General features: G+C 42.4%; 29 protein-coding genes and 1 pseudogene. 2 read left to right on the forward strand and 28 right to left on the reverse strand.

The window, feature by feature from the left end; all coding sequences use genetic code 11:
- Positions 1–16: 16 nt before the first annotated feature.
- The 3 genes from ABU165_RS07950 to ABU165_RS07960 are packed head-to-tail and all read right to left on the reverse strand — an operon-like array spanning position 17 to position 1,963.
- On the reverse strand, positions 17–592 hold the full coding sequence (locus ABU165_RS07950; protein WP_318060045.1) for a class I SAM-dependent methyltransferase: 576 nt from the start codon (positions 590–592) through the stop codon (positions 17–19).
- Between the two features lie 23 nt (positions 593–615).
- Positions 616–1,527 (reverse strand): NAD(P)/FAD-dependent oxidoreductase, encoded by a 912-nt coding sequence (locus ABU165_RS07955; RefSeq protein ID WP_318060046.1) that lies wholly within the window; start codon positions 1,525–1,527, stop codon positions 616–618.
- 34 nt (positions 1,528–1,561) lie between these two features.
- Positions 1,562–1,963 (reverse strand): Rrf2 family transcriptional regulator, encoded by a 402-nt coding sequence (locus tag ABU165_RS07960; RefSeq protein WP_009791002.1) that lies wholly within the window; start codon positions 1,961–1,963, stop codon positions 1,562–1,564.
- Between the two features lie 231 nt (positions 1,964–2,194).
- Between ABU165_RS07960 and ABU165_RS07965 the strand changes: the two genes are divergently transcribed.
- Positions 2,195–2,755, forward strand: a complete 561-nt coding sequence (locus ABU165_RS07965; protein WP_318060047.1) for a CBO0543 family protein — start codon at positions 2,195–2,197, stop codon at positions 2,753–2,755.
- Positions 2,756–2,926: 171 nt separating this feature from the next.
- On the opposite strand, the gene ABU165_RS07970 is transcribed toward ABU165_RS07965, so the two are convergent.
- The 20 genes from ABU165_RS07970 to ABU165_RS08065 form a co-directional block, all read right to left on the reverse strand.
- Positions 2,927–4,057 carry a sensor histidine kinase gene (locus ABU165_RS07970; RefSeq protein ID WP_318060048.1) on the reverse strand — a complete coding sequence of 377 codons (1,131 nt, stop codon included), beginning with the start codon at positions 4,055–4,057 and terminating at the stop codon, positions 2,927–2,929.
- Positions 4,047–4,730 (reverse strand): response regulator transcription factor, encoded by a 684-nt coding sequence (locus tag ABU165_RS07975; RefSeq protein WP_318060049.1) that lies wholly within the window; start codon positions 4,728–4,730, stop codon positions 4,047–4,049. The genes ABU165_RS07970 and ABU165_RS07975 overlap by 11 nt, the downstream gene beginning before the upstream one ends.
- Entirely contained in the window at positions 4,708–5,310 is a 603-nt protein-coding gene (locus ABU165_RS07980; RefSeq protein WP_224951762.1) for a VanZ family protein, read from the reverse strand. Before ABU165_RS07980 ends, ABU165_RS07975 begins: the two co-directional genes overlap by 23 nt.
- A 217-nt stretch (positions 5,311–5,527) precedes the next feature.
- The gene (locus ABU165_RS07985; protein ID WP_187445454.1) at positions 5,528–5,992 is read right to left on the reverse strand and encodes an NUDIX hydrolase; all 465 of its coding nucleotides are present in this window, start codon (positions 5,990–5,992) and stop codon (positions 5,528–5,530) included.
- A gap of 100 nt (positions 5,993–6,092) precedes the next feature.
- On the reverse strand, positions 6,093–7,682 hold the full coding sequence (locus ABU165_RS07990) for a malate:quinone oxidoreductase (RefSeq protein WP_263625680.1): 1,590 nt from the start codon (positions 7,680–7,682) through the stop codon (positions 6,093–6,095).
- Between the two features lie 299 nt (positions 7,683–7,981).
- Positions 7,982–8,422 (reverse strand): cell wall hydrolase, encoded by a 441-nt coding sequence (locus ABU165_RS07995; protein ID WP_022543758.1) that lies wholly within the window; start codon positions 8,420–8,422, stop codon positions 7,982–7,984.
- A gap of 131 nt (positions 8,423–8,553) precedes the next feature.
- Positions 8,554–9,657, reverse strand: a complete 1,104-nt coding sequence (locus ABU165_RS08000) for a 5-methyltetrahydropteroyltriglutamate--homocysteine S-methyltransferase (protein ID WP_318060050.1) — start codon at positions 9,655–9,657, stop codon at positions 8,554–8,556.
- A 140-nt stretch (positions 9,658–9,797) separates the two neighbouring features.
- Complete coding sequence (locus ABU165_RS08005) at positions 9,798–10,715, reverse strand: LysR family transcriptional regulator (RefSeq protein WP_009790992.1); 918 nt, start codon at positions 10,713–10,715, stop codon at positions 9,798–9,800.
- A gap of 212 nt (positions 10,716–10,927) precedes the next feature.
- Positions 10,928–12,256: a 6-phospho-beta-glucosidase gene (locus ABU165_RS08010; protein WP_318060051.1), complete on the reverse strand. Its 1,329-nt coding sequence runs from the start codon at positions 12,254–12,256 to the stop codon at positions 10,928–10,930.
- Positions 12,253–12,582: a PTS sugar transporter subunit IIA gene (locus tag ABU165_RS08015; protein ID WP_009790990.1), complete on the reverse strand. Its 330-nt coding sequence runs from the start codon at positions 12,580–12,582 to the stop codon at positions 12,253–12,255. Before ABU165_RS08015 ends, ABU165_RS08010 begins: the two co-directional genes overlap by 4 nt.
- 83 nt (positions 12,583–12,665) lie before the next feature.
- Positions 12,666–12,980, reverse strand: a complete 315-nt coding sequence (locus ABU165_RS08020; protein ID WP_022543756.1) for a PTS sugar transporter subunit IIB — start codon at positions 12,978–12,980, stop codon at positions 12,666–12,668.
- Positions 12,981–13,112: 132 nt separating this feature from the next.
- On the reverse strand, positions 13,113–13,856 hold the full coding sequence (chbG, locus tag ABU165_RS08025; protein WP_318060052.1) for a chitin disaccharide deacetylase: 744 nt from the start codon (positions 13,854–13,856) through the stop codon (positions 13,113–13,115).
- 12 nt (positions 13,857–13,868) lie between these two features.
- Entirely contained in the window at positions 13,869–15,218 is a 1,350-nt protein-coding gene (gene celB, locus ABU165_RS08030) for a PTS cellobiose transporter subunit IIC (RefSeq protein ID WP_318060053.1), read from the reverse strand.
- Positions 15,219–15,232: 14 nt separating this feature from the next.
- Positions 15,233–15,538 carry a PTS sugar transporter subunit IIB gene (locus ABU165_RS08035; RefSeq protein ID WP_022543755.1) on the reverse strand — a complete coding sequence of 102 codons (306 nt, stop codon included), beginning with the start codon at positions 15,536–15,538 and terminating at the stop codon, positions 15,233–15,235.
- 240 nt (positions 15,539–15,778) lie between these two features.
- Complete coding sequence (locus tag ABU165_RS08040; protein ID WP_318060054.1) at positions 15,779–17,719, reverse strand: BglG family transcription antiterminator; 1,941 nt, start codon at positions 17,717–17,719, stop codon at positions 15,779–15,781.
- 304 nt (positions 17,720–18,023) lie between these two features.
- Positions 18,024–18,302 (reverse strand): hypothetical protein, encoded by a 279-nt coding sequence (locus ABU165_RS08045; protein WP_148975577.1) that lies wholly within the window; start codon positions 18,300–18,302, stop codon positions 18,024–18,026.
- Positions 18,303–18,397: 95 nt separating this feature from the next.
- Complete coding sequence (locus tag ABU165_RS08050) at positions 18,398–19,138, reverse strand: GntR family transcriptional regulator (protein ID WP_094767352.1); 741 nt, start codon at positions 19,136–19,138, stop codon at positions 18,398–18,400.
- A gap of 65 nt (positions 19,139–19,203) precedes the next feature.
- On the reverse strand, positions 19,204–20,025 hold the full coding sequence (locus ABU165_RS08055; protein WP_311224466.1) for a PfkB family carbohydrate kinase: 822 nt from the start codon (positions 20,023–20,025) through the stop codon (positions 19,204–19,206).
- Positions 20,025–20,912, reverse strand: coding sequence for a carbohydrate ABC transporter permease (locus ABU165_RS08060; RefSeq protein ID WP_353762656.1), 888 nt, complete (start codon positions 20,910–20,912; stop codon positions 20,025–20,027). The genes ABU165_RS08055 and ABU165_RS08060 overlap by 1 nt, the downstream gene beginning before the upstream one ends.
- Before the next feature lie 2 nt (positions 20,913–20,914).
- Positions 20,915–21,211 carry a carbohydrate ABC transporter permease gene (locus ABU165_RS08065; RefSeq protein ID WP_318060179.1) on the reverse strand — a complete coding sequence of 99 codons (297 nt, stop codon included), beginning with the start codon at positions 21,209–21,211 and terminating at the stop codon, positions 20,915–20,917.
- Positions 21,212–21,229: 18 nt separating this feature from the next.
- Here ABU165_RS08065 and ABU165_RS08070 point away from each other — a divergent pair.
- Positions 21,230–21,379: pseudogene (locus ABU165_RS08070) on the forward strand (helix-turn-helix domain-containing protein); the annotation flags it as partial.
- On the opposite strand, the gene ABU165_RS08075 reads toward ABU165_RS08070, so the two are convergent.
- The 5 genes from ABU165_RS08075 to ABU165_RS08095 form a co-directional block, all read right to left on the reverse strand.
- Positions 21,326–21,895 carry a carbohydrate ABC transporter permease gene (locus tag ABU165_RS08075; protein WP_318060055.1) on the reverse strand — a complete coding sequence of 190 codons (570 nt, stop codon included), beginning with the start codon at positions 21,893–21,895 and terminating at the stop codon, positions 21,326–21,328. The pseudogene ABU165_RS08070 and the gene ABU165_RS08075 overlap by 54 nt on opposite strands.
- Positions 21,896–21,959: 64 nt before the next feature.
- On the reverse strand, positions 21,960–23,240 hold the full coding sequence (locus tag ABU165_RS08080; RefSeq protein ID WP_318060056.1) for an ABC transporter substrate-binding protein: 1,281 nt from the start codon (positions 23,238–23,240) through the stop codon (positions 21,960–21,962).
- Between the two features lie 56 nt (positions 23,241–23,296).
- The gene (locus ABU165_RS08085) at positions 23,297–24,271 is read right to left on the reverse strand and encodes an SIS domain-containing protein (RefSeq protein ID WP_318060057.1); all 975 of its coding nucleotides are present in this window, start codon (positions 24,269–24,271) and stop codon (positions 23,297–23,299) included.
- A 311-nt stretch (positions 24,272–24,582) separates the two neighbouring features.
- Positions 24,583–24,840 carry a hypothetical protein gene (locus ABU165_RS08090; protein ID WP_009790976.1) on the reverse strand — a complete coding sequence of 86 codons (258 nt, stop codon included), beginning with the start codon at positions 24,838–24,840 and terminating at the stop codon, positions 24,583–24,585.
- A 220-nt stretch (positions 24,841–25,060) separates the two neighbouring features.
- On the reverse strand, positions 25,061–26,029 hold the full coding sequence (locus ABU165_RS08095; RefSeq protein WP_318060058.1) for a tRNA dihydrouridine synthase: 969 nt from the start codon (positions 26,027–26,029) through the stop codon (positions 25,061–25,063).
- Positions 26,030–26,152: the final 123 nt, after the last annotated feature.

Genomic DNA, 26,152 nt, shown 5'->3' on the forward strand with positions numbered 1-26,152 from the left:
ATAAAAAAATATCTGCTTATTCCGTTGCCTGCGCAATTAGCATGTATAAAGATGATGCTGGAAAGGATTTCTCAGTTACTGTAAATCCTGCTTCTTTCATTTCACGCTCCATCCCTTCCATGGAAATTCTCGGCGCTTTCCCAGAACTTTTCTTTGGTTCAAGTTCCAGACAAATTAGATAACCTTCTTTTTTCAGGACATTTTTCATTTGCTGTAATAGCGGTGCGAGTGGCTGAATTTCATGCAGGACCAGAGAAGCCATAATGATATCAATAGAACTGTCTGTTAAAGGAAGGGCCTCCATACTCCCCAGCACTGGGACAATATTTGTCACCTGTTCCTCCAATGCTTTCTCTTTTATGATTTCCAGCATAGCCGCATCGATATCCAGCGCATATACGCTGCCATTGATCCTTTTCGCTGCAGGGATGGAAAAATAACCGGTCCCAGCGCCAAAATCCAGCATGCTATCATTTTCCTTTAAAGGAATCATGTTCAGTAATTGTTCGGGAGATAATACCTTTCTTCGCTCGGGGCTTTCCAAATATGATACTTTTCCTTTATCGTGCTTGCCATGAGAATGATGGTTCATTTAAATCCTCCTATTTATGACTTCTATTTATCCTGGCTATATTTCTCTTCTATAAGAGCTGCATTCACAGCTATGGCAGCCATACTGCCTTCCGCTGCCGCAATGATTAACTGGGAAGCACCGGCAATTCGCGTATCCCCGCACGCATACAGCCCTTCTGTGTTCGTGCGCTGCCAACTGTCAGTTGTAATCCCTCCCTGCTCATTCAGTGTGTAGCCGAGTGAATCAAAAGAAGCAGCTTGTTTCCATTCCGAGGCAATAAACCCTCCTTCACGAAGCACTGAGGTTCCATCATCAAGCTGGATTTTTTCCAGCAGCCCCTCTTTTCCAATGAGTGAGGAAATCTTCTTTTCGTTAATACCGATGCCATTATTTTTGAGCAATGCTTTTTCTTCGAGCGAAAGGACTTTCCTGCCGTTCGTAAAAATAATTAAATCATTCGTCCAGTTAGACACCACCTTCGCCATATGAAACGCCGCCTGCTGCTCTTCAGCGATCACCGCCAGCGGCCGATCTCTTAATTCCCAGCCATTACAGTAAGGACAGCCGAACAGGCTCTTGCCATAGAACTCTTTCGCCTTTGGAATATCCGGAAGAATTTCCTTGAAGCCTGTGGCGATTATAATTTTTTTGGCACTATGTACTTCCGCGTTTTCTGTCTCTATTTGAAACAAATTGTTTTCTTTATTTATACGATGCACCCGCTGCCGTTCAAGCCTCACGTTCGGGTACTTGCTTAATTCTCCTTGAGCAATCTTTTTGAATTCCTGCGGATGTATACCATCCCTTGTGATAAACCCATGGGACTTAGAAGTTACCGCATTTCTCGGTTTGTTGTCATCAAACAGGATCGTTTTACGTCTTGATCTTCCGAGCACTAAAGCAGCATTCAACCCAGCCGGGCCTCCGCCAATCACCGCGCAGTCTAATACCATTTTGTTCACTCCCTCAATGAATTTAGATATTTTCTTATTTCCGTTGTGATTCTGCCTCTTTAGCGATATCTATTAGAAGCTTTGATGCCAGTTCACTTTTCATATTTTCCTCTGCCTGTCTCATGACGTTCTCAATCAAGCAGCCTTCATGGTGAATGGAGCAATCGAATAAGCTAGTCTCCCCTTCAATCGCGTGGATGACATCCAAAAAGGATATTTCATGTTTTTTTCTGGAAATTTTATAGCCTCCCTTTGCACCAGGAGTTGATTCGATCAAGCCCGCTTTCGCAAGTTTGGTTAAAACCTTAGAAAGGTACGTCGGGGAGAGGTGCTGCATTTCTGCTAATTCCTGTACTCCCACTGTGCCCTCCCCAGGCTCCAGCATTAGATGGACCATCGTATGAAGAGCATAGTTTGTCGCGTTTGAATATTTCATAATAACCTCCTTGAACAAAAAAGATATTAAAGACTCTTAATGTCTGTAATTAAGTCGAGTTTATCACTTGAGGTAAAGGAAGTCAACGAGTTGTTTTTAAAAATCCTAAAATTTAACCTGGTCATATCTATAGTTGCCGGGCGCATTCTTTACTAACCTGCGTGCTAACCATACATAAATTACATAAAGTGTTGAAAAATATTAGAACTAACATTTTGAGGTGAAAGATATATGTCATTCAAGGAAGGACTGACCCAGTCAGAAAAAGCTTACAATCAATTTACTGATACCAATTCCCTTTTTGCGGAGATTTTGCTGGAGGATTTACTATTTACTTGGCAATGGTGGGTTGGTATCGGACTCTTTATAATCCCATGGATACTTTGGTTTTTACTAAGAAAAAGGGAAAGCAGTGGACGTCTGCTTTTAGGCGGATTATTGACGGTCATTTTGTCACTTACAATCGACCTCGCTGCTTTATCAACTGGGCTTTGGTCTTATCCGATGGTCATCATCCCATTAGCTCCCTTTTTATTTTTACCCTATCACTTTTCTTTAGCACCTGTAGGTATTATGTTTACATTGCAGATTAAGCCAAATATGAACTCGTTTTTAAAAGGTGTAATTTTTTCTGCGCTTGCTGCATTTGGAGGGATGAATCTTTTCAATGCCATTAACTTCTATAACCCCAAAAATTGGTCAACTTTGTATGACTTTTTTATTTTTCTTTTTCTTTATTATGCCGCACACAGCATTATAAAACTGGATAGCTTTGAGAAGATAAAAGAATGAGTTATTAGCTAAAACTGTTTCTTATCACTTCTTATCCCTTACTATAAGAATATTTTAAGTCCTCAAAATACAGGAAGACCAAATCATAAGCGATTTGGTCTGTCAAGTAATATGGCCCTTCAAATTTTTCTCCCTACCAACTACTTTATACTGGCCGGGAGCCGAAATTAATTAGGTTCTTTGCCGTTCATCACTATATCCTCTTGGCAGTCTGATGATAAAAGCTGTCCTTCCCGGACTGCTCTTTGCTTTAATTGTTCCTCCATGCAGTTCAATGATACTCTTTGCTATAGCCAAACCGAGCCCGGACCCTCCAGTAAAATGCGATCTGGATTTTTCTACCCGGAAAAACCTCTCAAAAATATGAGGCAGGTCAGCCCCCGGGATGGCAGGCCCATAATTGGCAACCTGTATCTCGACATTATGGCCTGTGCCTCCAAGGATGATATCCAGATACTTTCCTTCTCTGCCATACCGGACAGCGTTTTGGATCAGGTTCTCAAAGACCCGGATCAGCTTCCCTCCATCCCCTAGTACAATAGGGGTTTCATCTCCTTCAAGGAACTGCCTCCACTCCATCCCGGCGCCCTCCAGCTGCACACGGGATTGAACCGCAAGCTGATTCATCAATTCCTCCAAATCGATCGGATGCTTTTCAGAGAGTGCCTGCTGGTTCTGCATGTATGTGTATTCGAAAATGTCTTCTATCAAGGAATGCAAACCTGCTGTCTTATCAGTGATGACTTGAATATAATGGCGCAGCTCCACCTCATCCTGATACCGGTCTTCATTGATTAAATTTAAATAGCCGATGATTGAAGTGAGCGGAGAGCGCAGATCATGGGCCACATTTGTCACCAGCTCATTTTTCAGCTGTTCTGCTTTTCTTACTTCTACAATAGCCTGCTCCGACTTAGTGAAGATCTCCTGAATCCCTTCAGCCAGCCTGCTGAATTCGCCATTGCCGGATAATACAGCTGAGCCCTTTTCAAAAGCCAGCTGCTGCACCTCTTCTGTCAGCTTTTTCACATAATAGCTGAGGTACCTTTTTCTTTCGTACAGGTAAAAAAGCAGCAGGAACCCTATCATGAGGATTGCATAAAAAACGAGAAGCACCAATGACCTTCCGTAAGATAAAAGGAACAGCAGGCTTTCAGCAAATCTCGAATTGTCCTCGATATACCAGACAGCCGGCAATAGGAGGGCGGCAACAGCCAGTGCAAGGAAGAAAGAGAGGATGATATAGATCGCAATCTTCCATTTTGGAATGAACCTGAGGATATGCTTAAGATTATCTTTCAATTTTATACCCCACTCCCCATACCGTGTGAATGATTTTTTCGCCTGGTAAAGCTGCTTCAAGCTTTTCGCGCAGATTGCTTATATGGACCATAACTGTCTTATTGGACCCTTCACCTGGTTCATTCCATACACTTTCAAATATTTCTTCAGAAGAAAAAACACGGCCCTGGTTTCTTGCCAGCAGATAAAGGATCTCAAACTCAATGGAAGTCAGTTTTATGCTATTTCCTTCCGCCAGCACATGATGCTTTTGTTTATCGATTGCAAGCGGGCCGATTTGCAGAACAGCATTGCCCTTTTCTGGCTGGGAGTAGTTTGCTCTCCTGAGAAGAGCCTTCACTCTTGCTGTGAGCTCAAGCGGATTAAATGGCTTACTCATATAGTCATCGGCACCAGTCATCAGACCCACGATTTTGTCCATATCCTCTACCTTTGCACTCACCATCAGAATAGGCACCTGGCTGCTCTTCCTCACCTGCGTGCAAAAAGACAGCCCGTCCATCTCAGGCATCATAATATCCAGAATGATCAAATCCGGCTGGCTTTTGCCGAAGCTGTTCAATGCCTCAACCCCATTGCCAGCTTTACTGACCTCATACCCTTCATTCTTTAAGTGCACCTCAATCAGCTCAGTAATATGCTGATCATCATCAACAATCAATATTCTCGTCAATGACTGACTCTCCCTTCTTTTCATGCAGCTGAAACTGCTTCAGCAGACCGCCAATAAAATTTATCTTGAACAAGCTTTTCACTATGAAAAATCCAACTATTGCTCCTGCTGTATTTGCCAGCAGATCATTTACATCCGTGCTTCTGCCGCTTCCAAGCGTAACCCTGATCAGCAGCTGAACCAATTCAAAAGCAAGACTCAATGCAAAGCCAAACTTTGCAGCGTCTTTTAAGGAAACCATTCTCCTGTTCAGGAACGGAAGGTACATCCCGAATGGCACAAGCATAAGTACATTCAGCATAAAAGTCGTTATATCAATTGTCAGCACAGGTATAAAGTTCACAGTCTGATACCACTTTGTCTGATTCGCATACTTTCCTATATTCACCTCTATCGGGAAAAACACAAGATGGATCACGCAAAGCAAGTATATTCCAAATGACAATAAAACAACGTATTGAGCTATGGTCACCTTCCTTTCTTTACGCTTTCCCCAGACCGCCAGGACCAGAAGCCCCATTAAATAGAGCGGGCCAAGCACATACCATGATTCAATAGCGAACATAATCGATTTTTCCATTATCTTTCCTCCTAATCATTCTCTTAACAAAACTCAGTATAGGAGGAAATGTTAAAGAAATTTTAAAGAAAGAATTAAGGATGACTAAATTATTCAGGATTTAATGGGTCTGTCTGCGGATTGCTTGCACATATAGAAAAGCCCCGCAATTTTGCAGGGTTTTTAAAAATCAGATACTCCTTCAGTTGGATGCCTGTATACAGATTACTCTTTCATTTTAATCCAGTACAGGCGTCTTCTTCCCCTCCGCCCAATCTTGAATAAACTCTTTCTGCCTTGGATTTAAATTGCCTGGCAGGCCGTTCTTCTCAAAATACCGATGCTCCCTGCTTTCGTCTCCCGTTTGCTTTAAGGTCCCGCTGAAAGAGCTGGTTTTGAATATAATCTGGACACTGAATACCCTGTCTTTATTGGGATATTCAACAAAGCATTTTTCCCCTGAGTAAATCCCGAACAGCTCAAGCTCCTGAACCTCAAGTCCTGTTTCTTCAAAGGTTTCTCTTTTAGCTGTCTTCTCAAATGTTTCGCCCAGCTCCATCACTCCGCCGGGTATGCACCAATTATCTTCGTCTGTACGGTGCTGAAGGAGGATTTTTCCCTCGTTCTCAATGATCATGCCGCAGCCGACAGTGAACAGCGTTTCGTGTCCAATCCATTTTCGCATTGTTTTTATATAATCCATTTCCCTTCCCACTTTCCTTCTCATTTAAATAGAAAAAAGAACCTCTAATCTTATCATGATTAAAGGTTCTAGTTGATTTTGAAGTTGACATAATAATTTTCTAGGAAACCAGTTCTTTTTTCCTTAAGCCAAGTGTCTCGGCTGTTGAAGTCTGGATCTCATGGAAAAGTGCTGGATTGCTGGCCAGCGACACACCGAATGACGGAATCATTTCTTTGATTTTCGGCTGCCATTTCTGCATATGCTCAGGGAAGCATTTCTCTAGCACTTCAAGCATGACCTGTACGGCAGTTGATGCACCTGGAGATGCGCCGAGCAAGGCAGCAACCGAGCCATCAGAGGCACTTACAACCTCTGTACCAAATTGCAGCGTTCCTTTGCCGCCTGCTTCTGTGTCCTTGATGACCTGAACACGCTGGCCGGCAACTACTGTATCCCAATCACCGCTCTTGGCATTCGGGATGAACTCGCGCAGTTCCTGGATCCGCTTTTCATGCGACAGCAGTACCTGCTCGATCAAATACTTCGTCAAAGGGAATTCCTTCATTCCTGCTGCCAGCATGGTAAAGACATTATTCGGTTTAACAGAACCAATTAGATCGAAATTGGAACCAGTTTTCAGGAACTTAGGCGAGAATCCGGCAAAAGGCCCGAACAGCAGGGACTTCTTGTTATCAATATACCTTGTATCAAGATGCGGAACCGACATTGGCGGCGCTCCGACCTTTGCTTTCCCGTATACCTTGGCATGGTGCCTGGCAATGACCTCCGGGTTATTGCAGACAAGGAAAAGTCCGCTGACAGGGAAGCCGCCAATACGCTTCGACTCAGGAATCCCGGTTTTCTGCAGCAGCGGCAGACTGCCGCCCCCGCCACCGATGAACACGAACTTGGCAGTATGGTGTTCCACAGCACCGCTCTCAAGATTCTTTACCTTCACGTCCCACAAGCCCTGGCTGTTGCGCTTGATATCCTTTACCGTATGCTTGTAATTCATTTTTACATTTTGCTTTTTTAAATAGTCGAACAGCATCCTTGTCAAAGCACCGAAGTTCACATCAGTACCGGAATCAATTTTCGTGGCGGCGATCGGTTCGGTTGATTTCCGGTCCTCCATGATAAGAGGAATCCATTCCTTCAATTTCCTTGGATCACTTGAGAATTCCATGCCCTGAAACAGCGGGACACCTGAAAGCGCTTTAAATCGTTTTTGCAGGAATTCTACATTTTTCTCACCTTCCACAAGGCTCATATGCGGTATAGGCATGATGAATTCCTGAGGATTGTGGATAAGGTCCTTTTTGACTAAATAAGACCAAAACTGGCGCGACAGCTGGAATTGTTCGTTAATATTAATCGCTTTCTTTATATCGATAGAGCCATCCGGCTTCTCTGGCGTATAATTCAGCTCGCACAAGGCAGCATGGCCTGTACCCGCATTATTCCACTCATTCGAGCTTTCTTCCCCTGCACCCGCAAGCTTCTCAAAAACCTTGATCTCCCACTCAGGAGCAAGCTCCTTCAGAAAAGAACCCAATGTTGCGCTCATGATCCCGGCACCAATTAAGATTACGTCTGTTGCTTTCTGTACGCTGCTCATAATACGTTCTTTGCCTCCTATATGTGAAAAAAGATTGTGCGCTATTTCACCTAGAAATTCACTTTTCCGTTTCAAATAAAACCCTTTCATATTCTATTATAATGATTTATTGGGTAATTTATCTACTATTATCTGATAATTATATATTATTTTTCGTTTGGAAAAAAGTGCAAAGGTTCACTTTATACTGGAAAAATCAAAAATTCTGTACTTTTATCATTATATCAGGATTGGAAATTTATATATATTATATTCCTATATTAAAATAAAAAGTAAGCGTTAACAAGTCTGGCATTTCAGGGCTCAGCATTTTTTTCAAAAACTGGCATATTAATCTTCACCCTTTCTGCTGCCGTGAAAATAAAAAAGCCTACTCAAAGAGAGTAAGCTTACCCGGAATAAACAGCCTCACAAGTCCCTGCCTTCGGTTCATAATAACAATGATTCTTGAACTGGCCGGCAAAAGGCTGATCATACCAAGTGGGAGGACAAGGGGCATACGGATTAAAATACCAGAGAGCATACTTCCCCGGATGCTGTCTCCAATAATCAAGGTTCTGCTTGGCTAATCTTCTCTCCGCTTCCCTTGCCCTTTGATAAAACACATTGCCCTTTTGAACGGCTTCAAAAGAATAATTTCCGCCCTGCACCTGAAAGATGACATCCCGAACAGATCTCAAATCCTTAAAATCCAAACAATTGGCTAAAAGACGGTTCACAATCACATTTCCCACATACAGCATCCCCTGCTTGCCTTCCCCTTCAGCCTCTGCCCGCATCATCCTGGCCATCAGATCCACGTCGGCACTTCGGTAATTCACTCGTGGCATATATCTCACCTCCATGACAGTATATGATGGGGAGGCCTGTTTGAATGTTAGTGATTGTGGAATGGGGATGTCCTTTTTATAATCGGTACGAAAAAAAGCGAACAGCATCCATAAGCTGTTCGCTAAATATTTTATCCCCAAATTTCCTTAGAAATATCTACAATATACTTCAGCTTAGCCCACTGCTCTTCCTCTGTCAGGATATTGCCGTGATGGGTAGAAGCGAATCCGCATTGAGGGCTGATGCATAATTGCTCAAGCGGCAGATATTTGGTTGCTTCTTCTACACGTGCTTTAATGTTCTCCTTGTCTTCCAAAGTGCCATGCTTGGACGTGAATACACCAAGCACCACCAACGGTCCGCCATTTGGAACGAACTCCAGAGGACCGAAATCGCCGGAACGGTCATCATCGTATTCCAGGAAAAATCCGTTCACCTTCTCTTTTGCAAACAATACAGGCGCAATCTTGGCATAGCTGCCTTCGAATGCCCATTTAGAGCGGTAATTCCCGCGGCAAAGGTGAGTGGTTACAGTCAGATCCTCCGGCTTATCCTCCAGCACACCGTTCACAACTCTTAATGCCAGGCTGATTAATTCCTCACGTGAATAGCCGCTGTCATTGAATGGAATTTCCGGTGCATTCAGGCCGGCGATGTACACATCATCAAATTGAAGGTAGCGGCAGCCTGCATCATAGAAGGCTTTGATGCTATCCTTGTAAGTCTGGATGATATCATTCGCATAATCTTCAACGTCCGGATAGATATCAAGGTTGCGGATGCCTGCGTTAAATAATTGGTTAGGGCTTGGGATGGTCTGCTTTGCAACCGCACGGTCACCGACAATTTCTTTAAATTCGATAAAGTCTTTAATATGCGGATGATCTTGGTTAAACGTAATTTTTCCTGTGACCCTCACATCATATCTTTCCGTTTCTTCCCCTTTGAAGGCAAAGCCATGATCCGGCACGTAGCCCTCCACCCCATTCAAATGTTCAAGGAAATCGGTATGCCAGAACCGGCGGCGGAATTCCCCATCGGTGACAGCCTGAAGGCCGACCTCAATTTGCTTGTTTACAATCTTCTTGATTTCTTCTGTCTCAATAGCATGCAGCTCCTGGGCTGTAATCGTGCCTTCCTGGAACTCCTTCCTGCTCTTATGGATTCTCTCCGGGCGCAATAAGCTTCCTACATGATCTGCTCTGAATGGTGCTTTAACAAGTGTCTTAGTCATAATGAACTCCCTCTCCCCATATATCCAAGGCTTATAAAAATGCTGCCCTGGAACTTGGCTTGTTTTCATTAAAGTAAGTGTAGCACAGGGATTTTCTTATAACGTAACACAATGTTACTATGCCTTGTTATAGCTTAAAGCTATAACCCGCCAAGCTCTTCTTTTATGCTTTCTTTTAAATATTGAATATAGATATTCGCAAGCGGGCTGTTGGTCACATTTTTATGCGTGATATAACCCACATTAATCTTCTCATCCACCTTTAAGGGAATGGCTATGATATCCTTGCTGTTTAATTTATGGCTGATAACACCTGTTGAAATGGTATAGCCGTCCAGCCCGATCAGCAGATTAAACAGAGTGGCCCGATCCGTCACCCGGATATTCTTCGGCCTGGAAAGGGTGCTGAGAATCTCCTCGGAAAAATAGAAGGAATTATAGTCTCCCTGCTCATAAGAGAGATATGGATACGGATCCAAATCAGATAAAGTGACATAATCCCTTTCCGCAAGCGGATTTGTGGAGCTGATAAATATATGGGGATCTGCCTCAAACAGCTCATGAAACTCCAGACTTCCTTCCCTCAGAAACTTATAAATGACATTTTTATTGAATTCATTCACATACAAAATCCCGATCTCACTGCGCAGGTTCTTCACATCATCAATGATTTCATAGGTCTTCGTTTCCCGCAGGCTGAATTCATATTCCTCCGGATCATATTCTTTTAACAGGCGGACAAACGCACTGACCGCAAAGGCATAGTGCTGGGCAGAAACAGAAAAGTGCTGCTGCGGGGACCGTGCATTCGTATAACGGTTTTCAAGAAGCTCCGCCTGCTCAACCACCTGCCTGGCATAGCCAAGAAACTCTGATCCTTCAGGAGTGATGATAATCCCCTTATTGGACCGCGAAAAAATCGTGATTCCCACTTCCTCCTCCAGCTCTTTCAGTGCATTCGAAAGGCTGGGCTGGCTGATAAACAGCCTTTGTGCCGCTTTGTTGATCGAGCGGCTTCTGGCTACTTCGATTACGTATTTTAGCTGTTGTAGTGTCATGGCTACTTCCTTTACGAAGAGTTTTTTGCTTTAAAGCTGCTAAATAGTATATGTGGTGCACAATTCTCCATTATTTCTATCTGGTTTTGAGAAGATTATAAGGCAATCTACAGCAATAATCCATTAAATCCTTCTGGCGCTTACACACTTCTGATCCAGGTGTTGAAGCAAAAAGAAAGAATCCAGCCCCAGCAGCCAGATTCTTATGTATCCTATGCCTCTACCTTATTAAAAAACTGCGGCAAATGTTCTTTGTGGGCTTCAAGCATTTCGTCGACAATTTGCTTTGCCAGCTTGTCAGATGCAACTAAAGGATTGATTGTCAGTGCCAGGACAGCTTTATCATAATCTCCTGTGACAGCAGCTTCTGCAGCGACTCGTTCAAAAGATTTGATCTGCTGGACCAATCCGCGGACCGGCACAGGGAGGTCACCCATGACAATAGGTCTAGGGCCGTCCTTTGTAATAATACAGCTTACCTCGACTGCTGAATCATCCGGAATGCTCGCTATCGCTCCGTTATTCACAGTATTCACAGGCTGGATATCGCGTTTATCATTGTACATAGATGAAATCAAACGGACAGCTGCATCAGAATAGTATGCGCCTCCGCGTTTCTCAAGCTGCGGCGGCTTAATGTCCAGGTTGGGATTCTTATAAAGCTCAAAAAGCTCATTTTCGAGTTTTTGAACCACTTCTGCGCGAGTACCTTCCATTTCTGAATTTTTCAAGTCCTTTTCAACCATTTCTCTCGTTTTATAATAATACAAATGGTACGGGCATGGAAGAACGTTTAAGGCTTTGAGAAAAGATGGTTCCCATCCAATTCCCTGAACATTCTTTACAAAGCTGCTATTCTGCGGATCAGTGAGAAGGTCTATTACTTTTCCTTTTACACTCTCCCCATCCAGGTATACATCAAGGCCATATACCATGTGATTCAATCCGGCAAAATCGATACGGATACGGGAATGTTCCACATCAAGCAGTTTAGCGATTCCCATTTCCATTCCTATAGGTACATTGCAGAGGCCGACTACCTTTTTGATATGAGAATAGCGGAGCACCGCTTCCGTTACCATTCCAGCAGGATTTGTAAAGTTAATCAGCCAGGCATCAGGACACAATTCCTCCATATCTCTGCAAATATCCAAAATAACCGGTATAGTCCGCAAGCCTTTGAATAATCCACCAGGACCGTTTGTTTCTTGTCCCAGCACTCCATATTTTAAAGGAATTCTTTCATCCTTTGCACGTGCATCCAATAAACCTACCCGAAATTGCGTTGTGACAAAATCGGCATTCTTCAATGCTTCCTTACGGTCAAGAGTCAGATGCACTTCAATGGGAAGCCCTGCCTTCTGAACCATCCGTTTAGCGAGATTCCCTACTATCTCAAGCTTTTCTTTCCCGGCTTCCACATCAACCAGCCAAAGTTCACTTACCGGCAGCTCATGAAACCTCTTAATAAAGCCTTCGACTAATTCAGGAGTATAACTTGATCCCCCGCCAATGGTAGCTATTTTTATTCCTTTTTTCATGCATTCACACCTCCGGATAGATTTACGTGCTCATACAAGTCTACAAATTCGCCTGCCATGTCTTTTATCGTAATCGCATTCATAAGATGGTCCTGAGCATGCACCATTAACAAAGTAATCTCTGTACTTTCTCCTCTCACTTCCCTTTGGATCAGAGACGTTTGGATAAGATGCGCGCTATTCAGTTCATTAGCAGCTTCCTCTATTTTCTTTCTTGCCCCTGGTATGTCCCCGCTCTTGGCAGCAGCAATTGCTTCCATGGCAGAGCTTTTCCCATTGCCGCCGTGAAGGATGATTTGAAAGATTGTCTCTTCGATGCCAGCCATAAAGAAAACATCCCTTCCTTCTATGATTTATTTATAAAAGACACGTTCTACCTATTTCATGTGCAAGAAGGGAACCTATGAAGCTATCCCTTTTGACCGTTAATCAGATCAATAGCAGCCTTTAAAACTTCCGGTCCATTGCACATTCCATAATGAACAGGATTGATAGAATCTACTGGTATATTTTTTTCCTCGCATAGCTTTTTCATTTGAGGCATCAAGTAACGCACCTGAGGACCAAGGAGCAATACATCTGCATTATCAATATGCCGTTTAACTGCATCTGCCCCTTCCGCCCAAATCTTTGCCTCAATGCCCTGGCTTTTAGCTGCTGTTTCCATTTTAGTCACCAATAAGCTTGTAGACATTCCAGCTGCGCAGCATAGCAAAATATTCATCCTCTTATTCCTCCCTGATTTGTTTATCTTGCAAAAAATGTCCTCCATAAAATTCATTAATTCTTTTTTTATCACTGAAATTCATCTAAACAGGTTCCGGACCATGCCAGTCCAGGAACCTGTTCATCCCTTTCAAACCACGGACTTAATAGAAACCTCCCTAAAGGTTATAAGGTCTATGCCCTTGTCAGTAATGGCCGTTTGAACAGCAGGGTCGGTTAATATGGTTAGTTCTCTGACACGCTGCAAAGCATATGAACTGCCAGCATAGACCTGTTCATCAACAAAAGCAGGATGTGTCATTAACTCTGCAGTTTCATAAGGACGTGCTTTATCAAGCAGTTCGAGCAAATACTCTGTCGTCAGCTGATCTCCATAAAATTCATGATTAAAATATTGGACAGGCTGCAATGGGTTTGGATCTGAACTTACTTTTCTAATAGGCAATTGATTTTCCCAGGCTATTTTTTCTACAGCGGGATAAACATTGGGAAGTGAATGCACATGATGATGGCTGTCGATATGAGTCGGTATTATGCCAAAAGAAATGAACTTTTCAAATTGGCTTCTTAATTCAAGTTCAATTTCCTCTGGAATTCCATCCTCCTCTATTGCCGATATCCTGTTAAATTCTCCTTGGCTATTTACAAGCGAGGCCGCTTCATTGCTTACCGGCCTTCCGCAGGTCAACACGAAATGGATTCCCACTCCAAGGCCAGGGTTATTCTTCGCCAGTCCGGCAGCATGTTCTGCTCCAGGCATATTTGCCATTAATGTGGTTGAGGTAACCACACCATTTTGAAAGGCTTCAATGATTCCCAGATTAACTCCTTTTGAATAGCCGAAATCATCGGCATTGATGATTAACTTAGTCATTACTTCAGCTCCTTACATGCTTGCAACTTTTTTATTGGCATCGACTGGAGGCTGAAAACCGCCTTCTTCAACGAGCTTTTGTTTATCCCAGATGCGGAAGAAAGGATAATAGATGGTAAAAGCTAAGGCAAAGTTTATTAATTGCAGGACAGCACCTGACATTTTTCCTCCTGCTGCCAAATATCCCCCGATAATCGGAGGCATTGTCCATGGAACCGCAATTCCTGCAGGTTTTGCGACCAGCCCTGTACTCATGCCAATATAGGTGGTTAAGACCATTACAAGCGGTGTAAGTACAAACGGAACGATCAAAATAGGGTTCATCACAATTGGCATTCCAAATACGACAGGTTCGTTAATATTGAATAGTCCCGGCCCGATAGCTAAACGGCCTAATTGCTTCATTTGCTTGCTTCGTGCCCTCAAAATCATCGCAAGCACCAATGCTAACGTTGCGCCGCTTCCTCCTATATATACAAAGATATCGAAAAATTGCTGTGTGAATATATTCGGCAAAGTTTCGCCCCCCTGGAACGCAAGGCGGTTGGCATCCATTGCTGAGAGCCAAATTGGCCCCATTACTCCTCCAACAATGGAAGCTCCATGTAATCCACAGGACCATAACAGCTGTACAAGAAATACTGCAACCAGGCTGCCAATCAAACTTCCGCCCAGAATGCCAAGTGGTTTTCCAAGCACTTCGCCAATGATATTATGCAAGCTCTGAAAATCCGTCTGCTCTACCAGCAGGCGAAGAACCCAAATGACCGTGATAACAATAAAACCTGGAATGAGTGCAACGAATGATTTGCTGACAGCAGGCGGTACGCCATCAGGCATTTTTATAATGATATTTTTTTGGATGATAAATCGGTATATTTCCGTTGAGAGCATGGCAATAAGCATCGCTACAAAAAGTCCCTTGCTTCCCATTAAAGCGGCCGGGATCGCTCCTCCTACAAGTACTGCTTCTGATGCTCCGTCTGGTATAAAGGAGACCTGGTACGGAGTTGCCAAAAGAAATGCCGCAACAGAAATTGCACCTGCAGACAGCGCATCCACTCCATATTTTTCAGCAAGGCGGTAAGCTATGCCAAAGGCGGCAATCAAGGCCATAATATCGAAGGTCGCACCCACTGGATACATCAGCTTTGTCAGCCATTGATCACCGAATGTATTTGCCATGAAGTCGTCATAGCCGGGAATAGGCAAGAAACCAAGAATCAGGAATAATGAACCGACAATAATCAGCGGCATCGTCAGGATAATTCCATCACGGAGTGCCTGAAGATGGCGCTGGCCCGCTACCCTGCCTGCAACAGGCATCACCTTATTTTCAAGGAAATCATTCATTTTGCTCATTAAACTCACTCCCCCTATTTATTTACTAATTTTTCTGCAAAGCTTAATACTTCAGTCCCATTGCATGTGCCATAGTGAACGATATTAATTACGTCAACCGGGATCTTTTTTTCTTCACCCAGCTTCTTCAATTGAGGAAGCATAAAACGCACTTGAGGGCCTAGAAGCAGCACATCCGCCCTGTCAATATGGTGGTGCACCGCATCACTTGAAACAGCCCAAATGGTATATTCTTTATCTTGTTCTCTTGCACTTTTCTCCATCTTTGTAACTAACAGACTTGTAGACATCCCGGCTGAACAGCACAGCAATATGTTCACTTTATCACCCCTCTTTTAAGTGGAATCTCCTTGCTCGTAACTTAATACTAAATTGAAAACGCTTCCATTAACACATACACTTTTTCCGTTGAGCAACGGAAATTTTTTATTAGACAATTCTGACTCTTTTATTTTTCCTTCAGCTGAAGTAAATTTTTTAAACCTTATCTTCTTCGTCATTTCGTTTGTTTACAAACTTAAAAACACCATGCCAAGTTGACTGGCATGGTGGAACTGCATTTATTTTTTTTTGCTTAGAAAAACAGAGATAAACTCTTTATAGGTTTTACATTTCAATAAATGATGTACCAGAGTGCTGTCCTCTACCACTTCTATCAGGAGCTTGTACATATTGACCAAGTCTTCTTTACTGTTTTTTCTTACACATAGCAAACAAACAAATTGAACCCGCTTATCATCCCAGTCGACAGGTTTCTGAAGTGTGCATATAGCCCAGAATGTTTCATCCGTTCGCGGCATAATCGGATGAGGTATGGCAACCAGGTTTCCAAAGCAAGTTGGAGAAACTTCCTCCCTTTCCAAAACAGCAGGCAAGAAGTGTTCATCAGTCAAACCTAGATCTGTTAATTCACGTGCCAGAAACTTTAAAACTTCTTCCTTTGTTTCAAATTCCTTCTGCAGGAAAACCAGCTCTTTTCTTGTATAAGCGAAAGACTGTCCGGTATAATCATCCAGTACTCTTTCAATCTTTAATAAATCTGTTCCCCCAAGTATGGTGTTCACCTGAATGACCGGGACTGGAAGCTCAGAGGCAATGGGAACTGTACTGACAATAAAATCGATCGTATCCAGCGGGATTTCATTTATTTTATAATATTCTGTTGTTCCTGCCAGCTCCAGCCTGGAACCAAATTGGGACTCCAGCTTGTGGTATAAAAGCCGGGCACTGCCGACTCCTGAAGCACAGACAATCAGACAGCGTTTGACTGAATGGTTTGCTTTGACTCTCTCCATCGCCGCACCAAAGTGAAGAGCCAGATAGGCGACCTCGCTTTCACCAATTTGGTATCCATATTCTTCTTTGATACAAATTCCAGCCAGGACGCCTGCCTGAAAGGCTACCGGATAGTTAGCTTTTATCGCATCGAGCATCGGGTTCCGGATATTCATGCCGAATCGGAACCGATTTAATGCGGGCTTAAGATGCAAACACATGCTAACAAACAATTCTTTATCATTTTTAATGCCCAGCTTTAGCTTTTGTTCAATCATACTCAGGATTTTTTTTGCCAGATTAAAGACTTCCTCATCAACAAGACTGCGTATTTCTGTTTCATTCAAATGAAAATGAGCAATCATTCTGATCCCCATTAAATGAATGGCTATATAGGCAATTTCCGACTCTGGAAACTCTACGAAAAGATGTTTATTTATTTCCTGGACTATTTCAGAAGCTACTATATACTCCTTTTGGTTTATGATTTCATGCATGTCTTTCGGGAATATCATTACATATTTTTCACATCGTATTCTGCAGCAGGCAATGGCAATATGAGTGATCAAATTATTCAGGCCCATGTCGGAAAGTGATATACCGCTTACCCTGACTTGATCAAGAATAATTTTTCGGATCAGCTGGACTTCTTCTTTTGGAAGAATGGACATGCGGCTTTCAAATAGGTCAAGGACCGTTTTTTCCCGATTGTAAATATACTGGGACATGCAAAAGCGAAGTTTAACTTCATCTCCCTTTAACTTGAGACCATAATTCGGCCGCTTCTCAACTGTAATAGCATACTGCTGTAAAATCCTTTTAGCCTCTCTTAAATCATTTTGAATGGAAGATTTGCTAATGAATAATTCTTCAGCCAGGTCATCCAGTTTCACATATTTATCAGCAAAAAGAAGGCGCTTGATCAGAAACTGGACACGATCTTCCGGAAGGTTCGGTATATGCCCGCTTTTTAATGAATCTTCTCCTGCAACTTGAGCCAGCAAATTTTGAAATTTGGCATCTTCCCCAACAGTCAATTTATATCCAGTTCCGCGAACCGATTTAATTTCAGCGCCATTTTCAGCAAGCAGCATATTTAACTCTTTTATGGAATTCCTGATTGTACGGGAAGTAACCTGTATGATATTTGCCAAGTACTCGCTTGTGATTACATCATCTGTTTCTATTAAAGCTTTTAGAATACTGCTCATTCGGGTATTCAGCATTCTAATCTTCCCCCCACCAACAGTATTTTTTATCTATTTTGTAATTCTTTAGAACTATTGTTATAAGTAAACATCTGGAAGTTATTTTCCAGGATCCAAATACTTGTCATTAAAAATGCTTAGTTATCTAAATTATCAGAAATATGTTAAGTTAATACCATTTTAATAGAAAAAAGTTTAATTTGGGCACTTTCACAAAAAAAATTGGGGTAAATAGACCATTAACCCATCACCCGGCAAAATAAATAGGGAGCTGCTCAGAGCAGTCTCCCTATAAGTGCAATCAATCAAAACAATTTTAATATTATGGCAAAAATGGCGCAAAATACACCAATAAATCCTGTTGCTTATTATAAGCAAAATATGTACACGGCTGCTGCCCAATTGGTGATGGAAAAATAACTTTCCCGCAAAGTGGGCAATTGCCTTTTAGTCTAAATTGATGTTTTACTCCTACTGGGAAAGGATGGCTATCATTGCCAAGCAGGAAAACAAAATCCTTGCCATCCACTTCAAAATTGATTTCAAATCCCTTAAAACCAGATGATCTTGTGATATTGTAATTTGCTATTTCAAACTCCACTTATCTCATCCGCCCCCCTGAAGAAGTACTTTTACCCATAACTTCCAGTAACGTTCGTTTCTAAGGGGTTTTCAGTCCGGAAGTATAGTTATAGATCATTCAGGATTAATAATATGCTCTAACCTCAACTGTACACGTTCAGCAATCAGATAGTACTTTGAATAGTGGACAGGCAGATCCTGTTCACCATAAATCACTTTATCCACCAGGACAAGTAAATTGAAATTATTCACTTTTAAGTGTGTTTGCAATTCTTCGTCTGGATAGACAAATTCCAGGTTTTTGCGGACTCTTTTAAACTTAACAGCATACTCATCATGAATAATAGCAAAAGTAGAACTTTCTGGCGTTATTTTTTCTTCGATGCCTGGATAAAGATCAACAGGCAAATAGGCGTAATCTACGCTTAGCGCCTGGTCATTGCGGTAGACTTTTCGCACAAGTTCAATATACTCCTTATACCGGCTGTTAAAAATCTTGTCTAAATCCGGATTGCTTTTGATTTTCTGGATGGAAATGATATCTTTCGTTATCGTGTCATTTTCGGTTGTTAATCCTTCTGTAAAACCCTGCAGGTCCAATAAATGAATTTCTTTTCTTGGGGCACTTACAAAAGTGCCCTTGCCTCTGACAATTGTAAGAGTACCTTCGTCAACTAATTCCTTGATGGCGCGTCTGATAGATATGCGGCTGGCTTTGAATAAATCTCCCAATTCTTTCTCTGTGGGGATTCGATCTCCCTCTTTTAGTCCATGGCTTTTAATATAGTGCATGAGTCCGGTCATGATCTCTTCGTATAAATAAAGCTGATCTCGATTTAGATTGTCTTTTTCCATTGTCAACGCCTCAATATCTCAATTTTACAATAATTATACATGAATCCGCCCGTAAATAAAAAGAATCACATGTTTGCGGGATACCCAAATCCCCCATATTCCTGGCATGTCTTTTCAGCAGAAAGGGTTCCTTTTTCAAGAGCCTTTTCTACATCGCCGCTCGTGGCATATTCAGTCAGAAAGCCTGCAATCAAGCTGTCTCCTGCCCCCATTGTATCAACAACATTAATTTTCCTCAGTTTCTGCTTATAAATATTCTCTTGATGGACGAATACAGCCGGCTCTCCTCCCCGCGTCAGACCTATAATCTCAAAACCGAAAGGGGCAAGTTCTGCAATAAATCCATTTAGTTCTGCTTCAGATAATTCTGCAGCTGAGAAAAAGGCATAAGTGATAGATGGAGCTATTGATGATATATATTCCAGGTCTTTCCGGTTTGAAAAATCATACGAAACTTTAATCTCTTTAGCGATCTTTGCCAGTTCGCTTTCCATCGACGAATAGCAGCTCACATGGCAAACATCAAATTGCTTGATATAATCAATTTCCTCCGGAATCAGCTGAATTTTGAACCGGTGCTGGACAGTGTCTTTAGGCCCTCCCACAAACACCCGGTCATTGTCCTCCGTCAGCGCGACTTTGGGCTGGCCTGTGATGCCAATAGCATCCCTGGAAAACTGAAAGTCGACCCCCTCCTGCTGAAGTGCATGCTTTATATGCCGGGCAGGTTCATCTGTTGCAAATATCCCAATATAGCCGACACGGCTAGCACCGTTCCGCTTGGCATTTACAGCGACATTCACACAATTGCCGCCAGGAAAATATTCGTTCCGGTCCAAATAGCAGTCTACAACATTGTCACCCACAGCCATTAATTTCATCGTCATTATCCTTTCACCGAGCCTTCTGCAAGGCCTCGTACTAAATATTTTTGGAGAGCAATCAATAATAAAACCATTGGGACTGATGCTATGACCATGCCTGATAACAGGACACCCCAATCCGTTCGCAATGCATCACGGAAGACCATCAGCCCTGATGGAATCGTCTTCAGTTCGCTAGAATTAATAAATACTGTTGCAAATAAGAACTCGTTCCAAGCATAAAAGGCGTTAATAATAACAGAAGTTATCACAATCGGAATGGACAGCGGCAAGTATATCCTCCAATAGATTCCAACCTCACTGCAGCCATCGATCAAGGCAGATTCTGACAGCTCATGAGGTATGGTAATGAAGAAAGCGCGGATCAGTATAATGGTAAGGGGCAATCGATAAGCGACATACGTCAGGATTAAAGCCCATCTTGTATCGATTAGATTAAACAGGGATAAAATCTCAAATAAAGGAATGAGAGCCACCTGTGGATTCATCATTAAACCGCCAATGATGAATAGAAGAGCTGCATCTATCCAGCGGCTGCGGTATCTGGCCAGAACAAAGGCTGCCATTGTACCTGTCATAACTGTAAGCAGAATGGAAAAGCCAGTAACATAAGCACTGTTCAAAAAGTAATTTTGAATCCCTTTTTCCCATGCTAATGCATAATTTTCAAAGTGCCATTCGCTTGGAAGCGCCCAAACATTTGAATAAATCTCCTTATAGCTTTTAAATGAAGAGATCACCATCCAAAAAAGCGGGTAGAGGATCATGATGGCGAAAATGAGTAATCCCAGGAAAACTAAATTTCTGGAAAGCCGCGTTTTACGAGTCAGCTGCCTTTTTTTTACGGCCGGGAAAGTTAACTCTTGGGTTTGAAGATTTTCTATTTTCATCATCAATCTTCCTTTCCTGTTTTAGACACTTTAATCTGAATTAAAGCAAAGATTGCCGACAGCAGAAACATGGTTGTGGCGATTGAAGAAGCATAGCCCATATTGTCTTTGAAGAATCCATTCTGATACATATGAACCGCCAATGTCATCGAGCTGTTCCCTGGCCCCCCATTAGTCAGGATATAGGGCTCATTAAAGACCAGGATGGAGCCAGTAACGGTAATCAGCAGATTGACAAACATCGTTTCCTTAACCTGGGGAAGAGTAATGTGAAAAAACTGGCGTATTCCGTTTTCCATGATCGAAAAAGCCTTCCGGCCTCCAGGGAGCTGACTGATTTTTCCCTGCCTAAAATTGGCGAGGAATTTGGCGGGCGCGACCATACAACTGTGATCCATGCTCATGAGAAGATTTCAAAGCTCATGAGGGATCTTTTGAATGGCTACAATGAACAGCATTGTAATTAAACCGATACTCTGCCATTGGGACATGGCAATAACGCTATAGATAGCCGTTGTCGAATTGCCAAGCCATGGTTTTCCAAGATCGCCGAGTCCAATTAACTCGAGGAAGCTATTTAACAATCCAATTTGCGGATTATATACAAAACCAAACAGCAGGGCGATAACAGAAATGGAGATCATCACAGGGATAAAGTAGATGATTCTGAGGGCTGGAGCGACTCTGCGAAACAACTTATCTTCAAGAATACTTGCCAGGATTAAGGCAAAGAATATTTGAAAAATCACTGAAATAACTCCATATTTCACATTGTTCCATAATGCGATTCCGACTACTTCATCTTCAAATAATTGCTTTATATGACTCATGCCCACAAAGGATTTTGAATCTGAAAATACGTTGAAATCAAAGAAGCTGTTATAAAAGTTCTGAATGAGTGGTATGTAGATGAAAATGCCCAGGAATAGTACAGTTGGCAAAAGAAAGAGAATTGGCGTCAAAGACATTTTTCTTAATTTCATACTTATTACCCACTTTCCCGATAATTAGAAAGCCCTGACACCCGAATGTCAGGGCCATCCTCTGTTACTCGCTCTTTTTCGCTGCTTCTTTTTGAACCTCTTTCATAATATCTTCCGGCGTTTTTTGTTTCGTAGCCAGCTCCTGGCCTCCGCGCATAAAGATGTCGGCAATCGTAATATCAACGGCATTGTCAAACCATGGTGCTGTCGATGCTGCATCCAGCACTATTTGATAGGCTTCATAGCTGGTAGGACTTGTGTTTTCCTCAGTCACGCCATTCTTTACAGCATTCAGCTGGCCATCTGTTTTCGTAAATTCCTGAGCCGTTTCCTCGGAAGTCAGGAATTTCAAAAATTCAACCGCTTCTTTAGGAGCATCCTTGCTAAGCATCCAGCCTTCTGGCGCACCAGTCAGCGAATCAGCTCGTCCTGCCCCACCCGTAACTTCCGGAAAGTTGAAAAATCCAATGTCTACATCGCCAATGTCCTGAACCAATCCTACTTCAGCAAATTGCATATACAAAATTGGCACTTCTCCAGCAGCAAACATATTTCTGGCAGCTTCATGGTCAATAGCGGTAGATACATCTCCCATAAAACCAGTCAGCTCCTGGAATATTTCTAAACCGCGGATATATCCTTCATCTGTGTATGGTGTATCACTTTCCAGATTATAGTCTGCCTCCCGCACTTCAGGATCTACTACTCTATCAAAAATGGTACCCAAGTAGTGTGAGATAGCCCAGGCATTCGTCAGCCCTTCGACAACAGGCGTTTCATAACCCGCAGACTTTAATTGCTCTAATACATCCACCAGTTCATCGTATGTTTTTGGAACCTTAATATTATTTTCCTCAAAGATCTCCTTATTGTAGAAGAAGGCTTTTCCATCTACTGTAAAAGGAATGCCGTATGTGCTGTCATCAAAAGTAAATCCGGCATATTGGGACTCAAGAATACTGCCGCTCCACTCTGTGTCTTCATTCATGATGTCATTAAGTTCCTTAATCCGGCCGGAACTTACCAGATTTTCAGCGAAAGAGTCTGACCAGGAAGAGAAAATATCCGGAAGGCCATCATTTGATACTAAAACCCGTATCTTTTCTTTATAAGAATCATTCAAGACAGAATCTACATTAATAGTGATACCAGGATGTGATTCCTCAAACTCTTTGATTTTTTGATCATAGAATGATTTTCTTGGTTCATTTGGCCAGCGGTGGAAGAAATCAATAACTACATCATCGCCATTCGATTTTGAGCCTGAGTCAACAGATGAGTTACATCCTGCCATAATACCGGCCGCGATAATGCCGACTAAAAGAATGCTGAACATTTTTTTCATATGATCGCCTCATTGATATAGTTATTTTTAAAGATTTTACACCAATTCCAATAGAATTAATACTCCATTTTCCACATGTATCTTCTTACTGAAAGAGGATGTCCTGTATGTTCTGCCAGGCCATCAGCATAAAGCCTCATGACGGGACCTGTTAAGGCCGGGCCAAAGTACTCCTTCAAATCCTCATCGACTCCGCTGTAATCAAATTTAGAAGCATCTACTACTTCTACTTTCTCACTGTACTTAGTTACGAAATCCAGTGCCCGCTCATCCAGTGGCCTGCTTGGGCCTTCACCCGCGATCAGAAGGAATGGAACATCAAAGTCTGTAATTTCAAATGGGCCATGGAAATACTCTCCGGAATGAATAGCATTTGAATGAATCCACAGCATTTCCATCAGCAGGCAGCTGGTGAAGGAATAGGCATGGTGGATATAAGCCCCGCTTGCCATCGTATAGATGGTCTTCTCCCTCTTATTGCGTTTGCCGAATTCAAAAGCGGCTTCTTTAAACAGCTGCTGGTTCTTCTCGATCAAATCTCCCAGATTGCTTAACTGTTCAATTCCTCTATCATACTTTTCGTCACCAGTAAATGTCTTTAACAGCTTGAAAATAAATGTGTAATAAATACCGATTTCACCGTCAATGGCATCTGATCCATCTTTGTAATTGTAGTGAAGGACATATTCTGCTTCTTTGCAGAGCGGAGATTCAACTTCCATAGAGATGGCGACAGTCAGTGCGCCTTTACCCCGGGCATATGTAGCTGCTTTAACTGTTTCTGGCGTAGTCCCTGAATGTGAGCGCAGGATAACCAGGCTGTTTTCATTTAGTGCTTTAGGATTTAAATGGACAAATTCATTAGAAGTATAAACAAAGCTCGGTTTCCCCGTATCTTTTGTAATGAAATAATCTCCAAAAGATAGAGACGCCATCGATCCGCCGCAGGCTATGAAAAATACATTCTGAATATTTTTGTTCTCAATGGCTTCAATGGCTAATTGGATTTGATTAGTATGTTCCTGTTTCATTACTCCCCCCTCCTTACTATTGTTTTTGATTGGCGATTTAGAAACTGATTGTGTCATACTAGCACCTCCGGTTTTTTATGATGTCCTATAACATCATATTGATAATTATAGTACGTCATATGATGTTATACGTCAACGGTATATTTGAAATTTTCTGTATATTTTAATATGCAAATTCCGACAAGCTTTATATTATATTGTAGGATTTTTATTGATTCTGTCATTGATTGAAAAAAAGATGCCTGCCTCTTCCCTTTTGTCTTAGTCGACAAAACGGGAAGCGGCAGACACCATGTCATGAGGTTCTATAGCTATTCTTCTAATAGCTTATCCATGAATTCATATGCTTCTTCACATTCAATTGAATCGCCATCATATTTCCCAACTCTTGTGCCTCTGGAAAAATACCCTGATTTTCCGTTACGGCTGGGACATTCATCAAGTGTCTCTAACATTCTGTTCCTATATTCCTCTTCAGTTTCCTGTTCCCAGAAGAAATAATAATATATTTTTGTGCCTAGCCCGATTAAAGCCAGGAAAACCAGCATCAAGACGAGATTTTTTTGCATCCTTTAAACCCTTCTCTGCGCATTTCTAGAGATGTCATTTCTTTTTCATCCGTCGAAAATTTTCATCTGGATTCATCTCAGTAAATTTCACGTGATGACTGCTGAGCTCCACCGGAAAAAAACCAGACCTCAACATCAGTTGAAGTCTCAGCCTGTTTAGGTGCTGCTGATGAAATGAACCTGTACTCCCCAGTCACTTTGTTTCATATGCTTAAATCTTTTACTCTATCGTCCCCTCAAACCCATCAAGCAGCGTTCGCACATCTTCCGTAGTATCTGTGTTCATCAATTGATTCCTTAATTCACCAGCACCCCGGAAACCTTTCACATAAATCTTGAAAAAGCGGTGAAGAGCCCTGAACGGACGTGCTTCCAGTTCTTTCGAATATTTATCATGAAGATCCAGGTGCAATCTCAAGAGATCAAGCAGTTCCTTAGGAGTATGATCTTTCGGCTCTTTTTCAAAGGCAAATGGATTTTTAAAAATACCGCGCCCAATCATCACTCCATCCACACCATATTGATCAACCAGCTGCTGGCCGGCTTGACGGTCAAGAATATCCCCGTTGATGGTCAAAAGAGTATCCGGAGCCACACGGTCACGAAGCTTCTTGATTTCCGGGATCAGCTCCCAGTGAGCATCTACTTCACTCATTTCCTTGCGAGTTCGAAGATGGATCGAAAGATTAGCGATATCCTGTTCCAGTATGTGTGTGAGCCAGTCCTGCCACTCGTCCACCTCTGTGTAGCCAAGCCTTGTCTTCACACTGACAGGCAAGCCGCCCGCTTTTGCTGCCTGCACAATCTCTGCAGCCACTTCAGGACGGAGAATCAGGCCGCTGCCCTTTCCTCTCTGGGCTACATTCGGGACCGGACATCCCATGTTGATATCAATGCCGCGGAAACCCTGCTCCGCCACACCGATACTCGTCTGCCGGAAAAACTCTGGCTTGTCTCCCCATATATGGGCAACCATCGGCTGCTCATCTTCGGTAAAAGTCAACCGCCCGCGCACGCTCTGGTTTCCCTCCGGGTGGCAATAGCTTTCTGTATTCGTAAACTCGGTAAAAAACACATCAGGCCGAGCGGCTTCGCTCACGACATGCCGGAACACAACATCCGTCACATCTTCCATTGGTGCAAGTATAAAAAATGGCCGTGGCAATTCACGCCAGAAATTGTTGGTCATGTTGATATTCAAATCCTTTCATTATGGGATATTCTATCATACTTTCATCCCAGAACTTAGGCAAAAGTTTTTGCTCCATATACACTTATAGCACGAGTAGACGGTTTTTATCAAACTAAAGTA

This window comes from Cytobacillus sp. T106, assembly GCF_040492155.1.
Classification (GTDB): domain Bacteria; phylum Bacillota; class Bacilli; order Bacillales; family Cytobacillaceae; genus Bacillus_AB; species Bacillus_AB infantis.